Annotated in this window: 12 protein-coding genes and 1 tRNA gene; 4 read left to right on the top strand and 9 right to left on the bottom strand. The window is 69.2% G+C overall.

Annotated features, from left to right (window positions below; genetic code table 11):
- Positions 1-38 precede the first annotated feature (38 nt).
- Both G6N64_RS19530 and G6N64_RS19525 read left to right on the top strand, forming a co-directional pair.
- On the top strand, positions 39-488 hold the full coding sequence (locus G6N64_RS19530) for a Zn-ribbon domain-containing OB-fold protein (RefSeq protein ID WP_163798922.1): 450 nt from the start codon (positions 39-41) through the stop codon (positions 486-488).
- On the top strand, positions 485-1,723 hold the full coding sequence (locus G6N64_RS19525; RefSeq protein WP_163798920.1) for a lipid-transfer protein: 1,239 nt from the start codon (positions 485-487) through the stop codon (positions 1,721-1,723). Before G6N64_RS19530 ends, G6N64_RS19525 begins: the two co-directional genes overlap by 4 nt.
- Positions 1,724-1,813: 90 nt before the next feature.
- On the opposite strand, the gene G6N64_RS19520 is transcribed toward G6N64_RS19525, so the two are convergent.
- The 6 genes from G6N64_RS19520 to G6N64_RS19495 form a co-directional block, all read right to left on the bottom strand.
- Complete coding sequence (locus G6N64_RS19520) at positions 1,814-2,581, bottom strand: ABC transporter ATP-binding protein (RefSeq protein ID WP_163798918.1); 768 nt, start codon at positions 2,579-2,581, stop codon at positions 1,814-1,816.
- The gene (locus G6N64_RS19515; RefSeq protein ID WP_174266846.1) at positions 2,565-3,422 is read right to left on the bottom strand and encodes an ABC transporter ATP-binding protein; all 858 of its coding nucleotides are present in this window, start codon (positions 3,420-3,422) and stop codon (positions 2,565-2,567) included. Before G6N64_RS19515 ends, G6N64_RS19520 begins: the two co-directional genes overlap by 17 nt.
- Positions 3,419-4,651, bottom strand: coding sequence for a branched-chain amino acid ABC transporter permease (locus G6N64_RS19510; RefSeq protein ID WP_163798916.1), 1,233 nt, complete (start codon positions 4,649-4,651; stop codon positions 3,419-3,421). The genes G6N64_RS19515 and G6N64_RS19510 overlap by 4 nt, the downstream gene beginning before the upstream one ends.
- Positions 4,648-5,685, bottom strand: a complete 1,038-nt coding sequence (locus G6N64_RS19505) for a branched-chain amino acid ABC transporter permease (RefSeq protein WP_163798914.1) — start codon at positions 5,683-5,685, stop codon at positions 4,648-4,650. Before G6N64_RS19505 ends, G6N64_RS19510 begins: the two co-directional genes overlap by 4 nt.
- A 95-nt stretch (positions 5,686-5,780) precedes the next feature.
- The gene (locus tag G6N64_RS19500; RefSeq protein ID WP_163798912.1) at positions 5,781-6,992 is read right to left on the bottom strand and encodes a branched-chain amino acid ABC transporter substrate-binding protein; all 1,212 of its coding nucleotides are present in this window, start codon (positions 6,990-6,992) and stop codon (positions 5,781-5,783) included.
- A gap of 177 nt (positions 6,993-7,169) precedes the next feature.
- Positions 7,170-7,781 (bottom strand): two-component system response regulator PdtaR, encoded by a 612-nt coding sequence (locus G6N64_RS19495; RefSeq protein ID WP_163798910.1) that lies wholly within the window; start codon positions 7,779-7,781, stop codon positions 7,170-7,172.
- 98 nt (positions 7,782-7,879) lie between these two features.
- On the opposite strand from G6N64_RS19495, the gene G6N64_RS19490 reads away from it, so the two are divergent.
- Positions 7,880-7,956 (top strand) — tRNA-Leu (locus G6N64_RS19490).
- Between the two features lie 10 nt (positions 7,957-7,966).
- Here G6N64_RS19490 and G6N64_RS30060 read toward each other — a convergent pair.
- On the bottom strand, positions 7,967-8,179 hold the full coding sequence (locus G6N64_RS30060) for a hypothetical protein (protein ID WP_197748286.1): 213 nt from the start codon (positions 8,177-8,179) through the stop codon (positions 7,967-7,969).
- Positions 8,180-8,456: 277 nt separating this feature from the next.
- Here G6N64_RS30060 and G6N64_RS19480 point away from each other — a divergent pair, with 277 nt between their 5' ends.
- Complete coding sequence (locus G6N64_RS19480) at positions 8,457-9,743, top strand: adenylate/guanylate cyclase domain-containing protein (protein WP_409370732.1); 1,287 nt, start codon at positions 8,457-8,459, stop codon at positions 9,741-9,743.
- On the opposite strand, the gene G6N64_RS19475 is transcribed toward G6N64_RS19480, so the two are convergent.
- Positions 9,740-10,228 (bottom strand): Dps family protein, encoded by a 489-nt coding sequence (locus G6N64_RS19475; RefSeq protein ID WP_163801948.1) that lies wholly within the window; start codon positions 10,226-10,228, stop codon positions 9,740-9,742. The two genes, G6N64_RS19480 and G6N64_RS19475, sit on opposite strands and share 4 nt — an antisense overlap.
- A gap of 83 nt (positions 10,229-10,311) precedes the next feature.
- The gene (locus G6N64_RS19470; protein WP_163798908.1) at positions 10,312-12,177 is read right to left on the bottom strand and encodes a DUF2339 domain-containing protein; all 1,866 of its coding nucleotides are present in this window, start codon (positions 12,175-12,177) and stop codon (positions 10,312-10,314) included.
- Positions 12,178-12,197 lie beyond the last annotated feature (20 nt).

The following is a 12,197-nucleotide window of genomic DNA, read 5'->3' as shown; positions in this document are numbered from 1 at the left end:
GTTGCAGTTTCCGTGCGCTGATCGTTTACGCTGACCGGGTGCCAGGTGAAACCGACGCCGCAACGCAACTACCGGCCATCGACGGATGGTGGAGCCTGGACGATTCCGGTGCCCCCCACCTGATCGCCGGGAAGTGCACCCAGTGCAGCACCTACGTCTTCCCGCCCCGGGCGAACAACTGTCCCAACCCCGCCTGCGACGGCGACGATCTCGCGCAGGTGCCGCTCTCCCGGCGCGGCACGGTGTGGAGCTACACCGAGAACCGCTATCCCCCGCCGGCCCCGTACCCCGCGCAGGAGACCTTCGAGCCGTTCGCGATCGCCGCGGTCGAACTCGCCGACGAGGGACTGATCGTCCTCGGGAAGGTCGCCGACGGCACGCTGGCCGCCGACCTGAAGGTCGGCATGGAGATGGAGTTGACCACGATGCCGCTGTACACCGACGACGACGGCTTCGTGCGCAGCGTCTACGCCTGGAGGATTGCATGAGCACCCCCGATCAATCCCCCACGTCGCTGCGCTCCGGCCCGCCGGACCCGCTCTACATCCTCGGCGCCGGCATGCATCCCTGGGGCAAGTGGGGACGCGACTTCACCGAATACGGCGTCGTCGCCGCACGTGCCGCGCTGGCCGAGGCCGGACTCGACTGGCGTCAGATCCAACTGGTCGCCGGCGCGGACACGATCCGCAACGGCTACCCCGGCTTCATCGCGGGCTCGACGTTCGCCCAGAAGCTCGGATGGAACGGCGTGCCCGTCAGCTCGAGCTACGCGGCCTGCGCCAGCGGCTCGCAGGCGCTGCAGAGCGCGCGCGCCCACATCCTCGCCGGGTTCTGCGACGTCGCCCTGGTGGTCGGCGCCGACACCACCCCCAAGGGCGCGTTCGCCCCGGTCGGCGGGGAGCGCAAGAACGACCCGGACTGGCAGCGCTTCCACCTAATCGGCGCGATGAACCCCGTGTACTTCGCGCTGCTGGCGCGCAGGCGGATGGACCTCTACGGCGCGACGTCCGAGGACTTCGCTCGGGTGAAGGTGAAGAACTCCCGGCACGGCCTGCAGAACCCGAATGCCCGCTACCGCAAGGAGTCCGCGGTCGAGGACGTGCTGGCGAGCCCGGTCGTCTCGGACCCGCTGCGCCAGCTCGACATCTGCGCCACCAGCGACGGCGCTGCGGCGCTGATCGTGGCGAGCAAGGCGTTCGCCGAGAAGCACCTGGGCTCACTGGAGGGTGTGCCGTCGGTGCGTGCGGTCAGCACCGTGACCCCGCAGTACCCGCAGCACCTGCCCGAGTTGCCCGACATCGCCACCGATTCCACGGCAGTGGTGCCCGGGCCCGACCGCGTCTTCAAGGACCAGATCCTCGACGCTGCCTACGCCGAGGCCGGCATCGGACCCGAGGACGTCAGCCTGGCCGAGGTGTACGACCTGTCGACGGCGCTCGAACTCGACTGGTACGAGCACCTCGGGCTGTGCGCCAAGGGCGAGGCCGAGGAACTGCTCCGCAGCGGCGCGACGACGATCGGCGGCCGCGTGCCGGTCAACGCGTCGGGCGGGCTGGCGTGCTTCGGCGAGGCCATCCCCGCGCAGGCGATCGCGCAGGTCTGCGAACTCACCTGGCAGCTCAAGGGTCAGGCCATCGGCAGGCAGGTCGAGGGCGCCACGGTGGGCGTGACGGCCAACCAGGGACTGTTCGGCCACGGCTCGTCGGTGATCGTCGCGCGCTGAGTCGGGCGCGACGGTGCGCAAACTCCGGTTTGCGACCGGCGTGTCGCCCGCAGACTCGCACGCTCGCCGAGGGGGTTGCCTGACGAGGGGTCAGGCGACGCCGAGGTAGGCGGCGCGAATGCTGTCGTCCTTCAACAGGTCCGGCGCCCTACCCTCGCGGGTGACGCGGCCCGTCTCCAGGATGTACGCGCGGTCCGACCGGCTCAGTGCCTGCTGTGCGTTCTGCTCGACGAGCAGCACCGTCGTTCCCTGACCATTGATCTCGGAGATGATCTTGAAGATCTGCGAGATGACCATGGGCGCCAGGCCCATCGACGGCTCGTCGAGCAGCAGCACCTTGGGCCGGGCCATGAGCGCGCGACCGATCGCCAGCATCTGCTGCTCGCCACCGGAGAGCGTGCCACCGACCTGCGAGCGTCGTTCGGCGAGCCGCGGAAACGTGGTGAACACCCAGTCCAGCCGCTCGCGGTGCTCGCCCTTCGACGGGAACTTCCTTCCGTAGCAACCCATCTCGAGGTTATCCACCACGGACATGCCGGGAAACACGCCACGTCCCTCGGGTGCCTGGATCAGCCCGTCGGTGACCCGCTTGTGGGCCTTGATGCGCGAGACGTCCTGGCCGTCGAACCACACCGATCCCGACGTCAGCGGACGCAGGCCGGAGATCGCACGCATCATCGTCGTCTTGCCCGCGCCGTTGCTGCCCAGCAGCGTCACCAGTTCGCCCTCGCGGACCGTCAGCGACACACCGTGCAGAGCCTGAATGCGCCCGTAGTGCACCACGGCGTCGCGCACCTCGAGCAACACCGGCCGCGGATCGAGGTCAGTGGGCGGAGTCGTCTCAGGCGAGTTCGTCATCGGGCACTCCCAGGTAGGCGGCGATCACGGCGGGATCCTCGCGGATCTCGGCGGGCAGACCGTCGGCGATCTTGCGGCCGAACTCGAGCACCACGATGCGGTCGGTGACGCCCATGACCAGACGCATGTCGTGTTCGATCAACAGCACCGTGTAGCCGTCGTCCCGGATCGCCTGGATCAGCTCGATGAGCGCTGACTTCTCGCTCGGGTTGAAGCCCGCCGCGGGTTCGTCGAGGCACAGCAGCTTCGGCTCGGTCGCCAGTGCGCGGGCGATCTCGAGCCGGCGCTGGTCGCCGTAGGGCAGGTTCTTCGCCTTCTCCTCGCCGCGGTGGGCGATGCCGACGAACTGCAGCAGAGCGGCGGCGCGCTCGATCGCGTCGCGTTCCTCCCGACGGTGACGAGGGGTACGGATGAGCGCCCCCGGCACCGAGGTCTTGTGGCGTGCGTCGGTGCCGACGACGACGTTCTCCAACGCCGTCATCTCACCCCACAGCCGGATGTTCTGGAACGTCCTCGCGATGCCGCGACGGGTGATCTGGTGCCGCTTGATCTTGCCCAGCGGTGCACCGTCGAACGTCACGCTGCCCGACGTCGGCCGGTAGACGCCGGTAATGGCGTTGAAGCACGTCGTCTTGCCCGCGCCGTTCGGGCCGATGAGCCCGAGGATCTCGCCGCGCCGGATGTCGAAGGTGACGGCGTCGAGTGCGGTGAGCCCGCCGAACTTCACGGTGAGTTCGTTGGTGGCGAGCAGGGATTCGCCCTCGGCCACCTGGACGGGGCGGTGCAGGAGGGCGAGGTCCTCGTCGATCAAAGTCTCGTCGGTGCCGGGGTGATCGGTCATGCCGCCGCCTTCGAATCGTCGGCACTGCGCAGCAGCTTCTTCGCCGACTTGCCGTATGCGAGGAGCTGCTGGCGCACCGGGAACAGGCCCTGGGGCCGGAAGACCATCAGCACCACCAGTGCCAGCCCGAAGAACAGGTACTTCAGGTCGCCGAGGTTGATCCCCATGAACTCGACGCCCAGCAACCGGTTCGGCAGGTAGACGATGATGAATGCGCCGAAGATGACGCCGAGCTTGTTGCCCTGGCCGCCGAGCACCACCGCACACAGGAACAGCATCGAGTTGATGATGTTGAAGGTGGGCGGCGCGACGTACTGCACCTGACCGGCGTACAGCGCGCCGGAGAGGCCGCCGATGGCCGCGCCGATCACGAACGCCCACAGCTTGAAGCGGAAGGTGTTGACGCCCATCACCTCGGCGGCGTCCTCGTCCTCGCGGATCGCCACCCAGGCGCGGCCGACGCGGCTGCGCTCCAGATTGCCGACGAGCAGCAGGATCCCGACCATGAACAGCAGCCCGAGCCAGAACCACCAGGTGCCGTAGTTGGCGTCGCCGGCCGAGTTGCCGTTGGAGAACACGCCGTTGGGCAGGCCCTCCTTCTCCCCCACGTGCGGGTAGGCGATCTGGTTGAGTCCGCGCGGGCCGTTGGTGACGTCGGCCAGGTTGTCGGCGAGGAGCCGGATGATCTCGCCGAAGCCGAGGGTCACGATCGCGAGGTAGTCACCGCGCAGTCGCAGCGTCGGGGTACCGAGGATCAGACCGGCGAGCGCGGTGACCGCCATCGCCAGCGGCACGCACGACAGCCACGCCCAGTCGGAGCTGAAGAATGCGCTGGTGCCCATGACGTTCCATGGGCTGTCGGGGCTGGTCAGGAGGGCAACCGTGTAGGCGCCCACCGCGTAGAAGCCGACGTAGCCGAGATCCAGCAGACCCGTCTGCCCGACCACCACGTTGAGGCCGATCGCAATGATGGCGATCATCGCGAACTGCGCCATGGTGCCACCGAAGCTGATGCCGGGGGTGTCGAGGAACGGCGGCGTGTACAGCGGCAGCAGCGCGAGCAGGCCGAAGCCGACGACGCCGAACGCCCACTTGTGCGTCCGGCCCAGGCCGGACCACCAGCTGCGGAGACCATCGCCCGGCGCCAGCAGGCGGCTGGTCCGTCCGGTCGGTGCCTCACCGTCGGTGGTGGCGTCGGTGGTCGTCTCTTCGTCACCGGGGCGGGTCATGCTCGCGCCTTTCCGAGACTCTCGCCGAGGATGCCGGTGGGCCGGATCAGCAGCACCAGCACCAGCAGGACGAAGGCGACGACGTCACGCCACTGCGTGCCGAACACCGCCTGACCGTAGTTCTCCATGATGCCGAGCAACAGCCCGCCGAGCAGGGCACCGCGCAGGTTGCCGATGCCGCCGAGCACCGCGGCCGAGAACGCCTTGATGCCCAGCAGGAAGCCGCCCGAGTAGATGATGCCCTGCGGCACCTTCAACGTGTAGAGCAGCGCGGCCGCACCGGCGAGCAGGCCGCCGATGAGGAACGTCGTCATGATGATGCGTTCGCGGGAGACGCCCATCAGAGTCGCGGTGGTCGGATCCTGGGCGACGGCGCGGATGCCGCGGCCGAACTTGGTGCGGTTGATCGCCGTGTCGGTCAGCAGCGCGAGAACCAGTGCGGCGACCACGATCACGATGGTCACGTTGGACACCGTCGCACCGAAGATCGTGAACTGCGTCTTGGGCTGAACCAGGACGATCGGCTGCTGGGCGTTGGATCCGCCGTACCCGGTGATCAGGCGCGGCAGAATGAAGTGCACGAATTCCTGCAGCACGAACGACATTCCGATGGCCGTGATCAAGAACGTCAACGGCCGGGCGTTGCGTTTGCGCAGCGGCCGGTAGGCGATGAACTCGAGACCCACCGCCGCGGATCCCGACACCAGCATGGCGAAGAGCATCGCCACCGCCAGGTACAGCACCGTCAACCCGATGCCCCTGCTGTAGGCGTTACCGCTCGGCGTGAAGCCGAGGATGACGTCGAGGCAGAAGTACGCGCCGAACATGCCCAGCATGAAGATCTCGGAGTGCGCGAAGTTGATCAGCCGCAGGACGCCGAACACCAGGGTGTACCCGACTGCGACCAGGGCGTAGATGGCACCCCACGACAACCCGTCGATCGTGAACTGCCAGAAGCCGTTCAGCAGGTTGTCGACGTTGAAGTTGATGTTGGCGGCGGTACATACGTACTCACCCAGACAGTCGGACGTCATCCGGGGGCGGCTCCTTGCGACGAGGGACGGGCGACCTCAACGGAAAACGCGTCCGGAACGGGCTGGTTCCGGACGCGTTTCCGTCGTCGAGTTTCCTACTGGACCTTGAACATCCAGATCAGGTTCGTCGTGAGTTCACCGGCGGGGGTCCACTGGTACTTGCGGGCCACGCCCTGGCCGTCGTAGTTGCGAACGAAGTCCAGCAGGGCCGGCCGCGTGATCGCACCGGAGTCGATGCCCTTGAGCAGGATCGTCCCCAGGTCGTAGCCCTCGGTGCTGTAGGTACCGGGGTCGGCGTTGAACTTCTGCTTGTACTCCTCGGCGAACGTGCCGGTCGCCGGGCCGCACGGGCAGGACAGCAGCGCGTCCTTGGCGGCCTCACCGGCCTGGTCGACGAACTGCTGGTCCTTCGTACCGTCGGCGCTGACGAACGTCGCGGTCACGCCGCCGTCCTTCAGCTGCTGCACCAGCGGTGCGGCCTCGGAGTAGTAGCCCCCGTAGAACACCGCGTCCGGGCTGGCGCCCTTGAGCTGGGTGACCGCGGCCGAGAAGTCCTTGTCGCCCTTCTTGACCGAGATGTTGCACGTCGAGTCGGCGACGGGCCCGAGGGTCTCGCGGACCGCGGTCGCGAGACCGAGGCCGTAGTCGGTGCTGTCGTCCACGACGCAGATCTTCTTCTGCTGCAGCGTGTTCTTCAGGTAGTTCGCCACCGACGGACCCTGCACGGCGTCATTGGCGAGGCCCCGGAAGAAGGTCTTCCAGCCGTTCTCGCTCAGCGTCGGATTGGTCGCCGACGCGGTGACCGCGACCAGGCCGGCCTGGTCGAACACCGTTCCGGTGGCCTTGGTCTCACCCGAGAACGCCGGACCGACGAGCCCGACCGTGTACTGGTCGTCGACGATCTGCGGCGCGATCGCGGTCGCCTTCTGCGGGTCGCCCTCGGTGTCGAACTTCTTGAGCTGCACCTGGCAGCCCGGGTTGGCGGCGTTGTGCTTGTCGATCGCGAGCTGCACGCCGTTGACGATGTTGATGCCCAGTGCGGCGTCGGGCCCGTTGAGGGCACCGGCCATCGCGATGGACACCGGCGGGCAGGTGGCCTTCCCGTCGCCCGCCGGGTCGGCCGGGGTGGTGCCCTCCGCGGGCTTCACCTCCGCGCCGTTCTCGTCGATCTGGACCTGCTCGACGATCTTGAGAGCGGTTTGCGAGGAGTTCTCCTCGGGCGCCGACTGATTACAGCCGGCGAGGGCCAGCACAAGCATGCCTGCGCTGCCGAGAGCAAATGCACTCCGTGCGACACGACCGTGCACGTTTCACCTCCGGGTCAGAGTTGTCATCGGCGTCGCCACCGCGGCGCGGATCGGCCGGCGCTGCGACGCTTCGGGTAGAACATAGCCAACGCGTGGCCGTAGTGCGTGTTGTTGGGGAATGCGAGCCGTCCAACGACCGATTCGACGGCGCGAACGGCGACGGAGGAAACGCAGTCGTTACTCGTCGCCGGGGGCGTCGAGGGTCTCGAGGACCACCTCGGCGACGCGGCGCATCGTGGTCCGGCGGTCCATCGCCGCGCGCTGAATCCATTTGAACGCTTCGGGTTCGGACATCGCCTGCTTCTCCTGCAGCAAACCCTTGGCCCGCTCGACGAGCTTGCGCGTCTCGAGCCGATCCGACAGCGTGGCGACTTCCAGCTCCAGCGCGGCGATCTCACCGAAGCGGCTGACGGCCAACTCGATCGCGGGGATCAGGTCGGTGATGGAGAACGGCTTCACCAGGTATGCCATGGCGCCCGCGTCCCGGGCGCGCTCGACCAGCTCGCGTTGGGAGAACGCGGTCAGGACGACGATCGGCGCGATGCGCTTCTCGGCGATCTCGGCCGCGGCGTCGATGCCGTCGCGCCGCGGCATCTTGACGTCCATGATGACGAGGTCGGGCCGGAGGCTCTCCGCCAGTTCGACGGCCTCCTGGCCGTCTCCGGCTTGGCCGACGACGTCGTACCCCTCCTCACGCAGCATCTCGGCCAGGTCGAGGCGGATGAGGGCCTCGTCCTCGGCGATGAGGACACGACGCGCCGCAGCGGCGTCCGGCGTAGAAGCGGTCATCCGCACATTGTGGCGTGAGGAGCGCAGTTCAGCGACCTCGGGGCCGTGACGAGCGACGACGGCGATCCTCTAAGGTGGGAAACCGCGCTCAGGCGTTGGCCCCCGTATCCCAACTGGCAGAGGAAACGGATTCAAAACCCGTCCAGTGTGAGTTCGAATCTCACCGGGGGCACCACTGACGACTGCTAGCGGGATTCACCGCCATCAGCGCCGTCTGCGCCACGTTCCCCGTCGGCGCCGGGCGTGCCATCGGCTCCCGCCGCACCGCCCTTGCCACCGTCGCCGCCGGCGCCACCCTTTCCGCTGCGGCCGCGGAAGAGGCCACCCCGTCCGCCGCTTCCCCCGGCACCACCGGCTCCCCCGGCCCCACCGTCTGCTGCGCCATCCGTCGCGTTCATGTCCGCTCCCATCGGTTGGGGTGACACCGCCGCCATCGGCGCTGCGCCCTCCGGCAACATAGCCCAGGCGGGCCTGCGCGGCGGCGGGCGCTCCCGTGGGCCGCGCGTAGTGAGTCAAAGCCCCATCACGGCAACGACATTCGCCAGCCCGGCGACCAACCTCGTCCCGGCCCGAGGCTGGTCGCCGGGACCGCGCGAACATGCAGCCGGCGGCAGTCCGACGGAGTGGTCGTCGCATTCCCGGACCAGCGGGTTCGCGCGAAGTTACGCTCAGCCCGTGGCGATCACGGACGATCGATCATGGCCCGAGGACGTGGCGCATGCACGTCCGTGGACGGCGTGCGTACGGTCGCCGGCACTCGAGCTGACCGAGGCGGGCTGCGCCGGGCACCGCGCGGAGTCGTCGACCCGGCAGATGCGGGTCCTGCGGGTGACGACCCGGATCGCCGCCGTGGTCAGCGTCTTCTTCGGCGTGCAGCAGTTCTTCGTGGTCCCGGATGCGCGGTGGTTGTCGCTGATCAACGTCGCGACGGCCGCGGTGTTCCTGGTGGTGCCGAAGCTGGACCGGTTCGGCGAGCTGGTGCCGCCGGTGGTGTTCGTGGCGGTGGCGTACGCGTCGATCACGGTGTCGGCGGTCTACGTCGGCAGCGGGATCGGCCTGCAGTTCTACTACGTGGTGGCCGCGACCATCGTGGTGCTGATCCTGGGGATCGAGCACATCGCACTGGCGTCGGGCTTCGCAGTCCTCGGCGCCGTGACCGTGGTGCTGCTCGAACTGAACGTGCCGCACGACACGGGTTCTCAGCCCGATTGGGCGTTCCGGCTCGGCTTCATCGTCAACACCGCTGCCGCGTGGGTGCTGGTCGTGGCCACGGTGTGGTTCGCGCTGCGGGAGATCGCCCGGGCCGAGGACGCCATGGAGATGGAGTACCAGCGATCCGAGTCGCTCCTGGCCAACATCTTGCCGGTGTCGATCGCGGAGCGGCTGAAGGATCCCGCGCACACCGTGATCGCCGACCGGTACGACGACGCGTCGATCCTCTTCGCCGACATCGCCGGATATACGAAGCGGGCCAGTGACACGTCGCCCACCGACCTCGTCACCTTCCTCGACGCGTTGTACACCGATCTCGACGCCCTGGTCGACCGCCACGGCCTCGAGAAGGTGAAGACCAGTGGGGATTCGTACATGGTGGTGAGCGGCGTTCCGGAGGCCCGCCCGGACCACCTCGCCGCGCTGGCCAGGCTGGCACTGGACATGGCCGAGGCGGTGGCCGGACTGACCGATCCGCAGGGGCGAGAGGTTCCCCTGCGGATCGGTCTGGCCGCCGGGCCGGTGGTGGCCGGCGTGGTCGGCGCCCGGAAGTTCTTCTACGACGTCTGGGGAGACGCGGTCAACGTCGCCTCCCGGATGGAGTCCACCGACGTCGAGGGGCGCATCCAGGTGCCCCAGGACGTGTACGCGAGGCTCCGGTCGCAGTTCACGTTCGAGGAGCGGGGCGACATCGACGTGAAGGGCAAGGGCGTCATGCACACCTGGTACCTGACGGGCCCCGCCGCTTAGACCTTGCGGTTCTCCGACTTGATCAGCCAGGCCAGCTTCTCCAGGCCGTCGATCAGCTGGTGCAGGATGTCGGCCGTCGTCGGATCCTCGGCGTCGACGCCGTCGTGGACGTCGCGCATGGTGTCGACCGTCGCGTACACCCGAGTGGTGATCAGGTCGACGGCTTCGGTCGTGTTGATCTCGTAGGCCGGGAATCGCGGCAGCGACGTCGCGGCGGCCACGGTGTCCGAGCGGCCGTCCGGTACGGCGTCCAGTGCCCGCAGACGTTCGGCGACGGTGTCGCTGCCCGTCCGGGCGACGTCCACCAGCTCGTCGAGTTGCAGGTGCAGGTCGCGGAAGTTGGTGCCGACCACGTTCCAGTGCGCCTGCTTGCCCTGCAGGTGCAGTTCGATCAGGTCGACGAGCACGCGCTGCAGGCTCGCGGTGAGTGCGGGCGAGGCCTGCACTCCGCTCACGTCGGACTCCTGGCGGCGGTTGGTTTCGATGGTGGTCATGGTGTCACTCCCTTCGTCACCAGGAGCAACGCCGCGGCGGGTCCGCCTCATGGCGGTGTGGCGAGTGAACGCCCTCACACTTCCTGGTCCTGCTGCGCCAGCAGCCGCGCGTACCCGGCGCCCATCGCGAGCAGCACCAGTCCCACCACGATGAAGACGATGACGCGGAAGATGCCGTCGAGCGTGCCGAGGTCGAAGACGAACAGCTTCGACACCGCGGCCACCACCAGCGCCATCCCGCCGCCCACGGACAGCGAACGCTCCGCGCGGGGCAGTCGGACGGCGTGCCGCAGCAGCGCGGCCGCCACCCCGATCCAGACGATGGTCGCGGCGACGTGACCGGCGAAGAAGCCCTCGTCGCCGCCGGCGACGAGCACGCCGGCCGTGACCGTGAACGTCGTGACGGCGTAGAGGGCACCGATGCCCGACGCCGCCCACAGCAGCCGCGTGACGTCGGCGTCGAGACCACCGCGGGTCACCCACGACCACGCGATCAGCGCCGCACACGTCGCGGCGAGCACACTGCTGATCAACGTCGAGACGGCCGGTGCCGTGCCGAGTTCGGTCGGGGTGAACAGCGCCGCGAGAGGAGCCACGTCGAGGTAGTAGAGCGCCCCGACGGCGGCGAACGCGGTGGCCGAGAGCCGTGCCGCCACGCTCGTCCGGCCTGCGACGGCCAGTACGCACGCCATGCCGAACAGCACCGGCGCGGCGATCGGGCCGTCGAACGCGACGGCCACCGCGACGAGCGCCGCGACGGCCGACAGCGCCGACCACACCCGGCGTACCGGCTCGGTCACACCCGGCAGGCCGTCGCCGAGCAGCACCAGACCGAGGACCACGGCCGCCAAGGCACCGGCCAGGATCGCGGACGTCGCCCGTCCGGCCGTGGTCGCCAGTCCGAGCACGGGCAGCGAACCCGCGGCCGCGAGCAATGCCACCCGGGTGGGATGGCTGCTGCTCGGCAGGAGCAGCAGGGCCCCGACGAACGCCAACACCGCCGCCAGCGCACACGCGCCGGCGATCCACGGTGCCCGTCCCGGTGCCGGGTCGACCGCCACCAGCGCGACCAGCAGGGGAAGCGTGGGCGCGGCGATCCGGGCGGCGTGCATGCCGATCCAGTCCCTGCCGAGTTGCACCGGCAGCGACGCAGCCGCCAGCACCAGCATGAACCCGATGACCAACAGGGTGATGCCGTCGGCCATCGCCGGGGCCAGCCCGATCAGCGGCACCAGGACGAGCAGTCCCAGCTGCTCGGAGTCCCACCGGCGGGCCAGCGTCAGACCACCACCAGCGACCACGGAGGCGATGGCCAGCCCGGCCGCGGCCGGCACCCACTCGTAGATGCTGGTGACCGCGAAGACGTCGATGTAGGCGGCGGCGATGCCCGTCGCGGCGAGCGCGATGGCCCCCACCCGACCCCCGGCCCTGCGGTTCAGCGCCCACCCGGCGCCGGCGAGTACCGCGGCGAGCACCGCACCCGCCGCCACCCGGACCCCGGGTGCGAGGATCCCGGCCTGCGCGGCCAGCACCAGGAGCAGGGCGACGCCGATCAGGGTCACCGCGACGCCAGCTACGGCGAGTGCCTTGCCGATCCAGCCCTCCGACCGCACCTTGGGCGGTGCGGGCACCCGCGGCGCGGGCGGCGGCGGAGGCATCGGTGCAGGGGGCATCGGTGCGCGGGGCATGGGCGGAGCCGTCGGCTGTGCCCACTGCGGGCCGGCCGGTCCCGGGTGCGGTGCGGGCATGGGTGCGGCCGCCGGCTGCGGCCGCCCGACGGGCGGGGCCGCGGCCGACCAGGCGGCCGCGGGCGCCACTGGTCGTTCGACGACGATGCGAGACAACTCGCGGAGATCCGACGATGCCCGCGCCATGTAGCTCGCCATGACGGCGAAGTCGGCGGACAACCGCCCGATGACGGCCTGTTCGGGTTCGGTCATGACGCCATGCTGGCATCCCG

The organism is Mycolicibacterium sediminis, assembly GCF_010731735.1.
Classification (GTDB): domain Bacteria; phylum Actinomycetota; class Actinomycetes; order Mycobacteriales; family Mycobacteriaceae; genus Mycobacterium; species Mycobacterium sediminis.
Note: the sequence above shows the minus strand (reverse complement) of the source record. Positions and strands in the feature narration are given on the sequence as shown.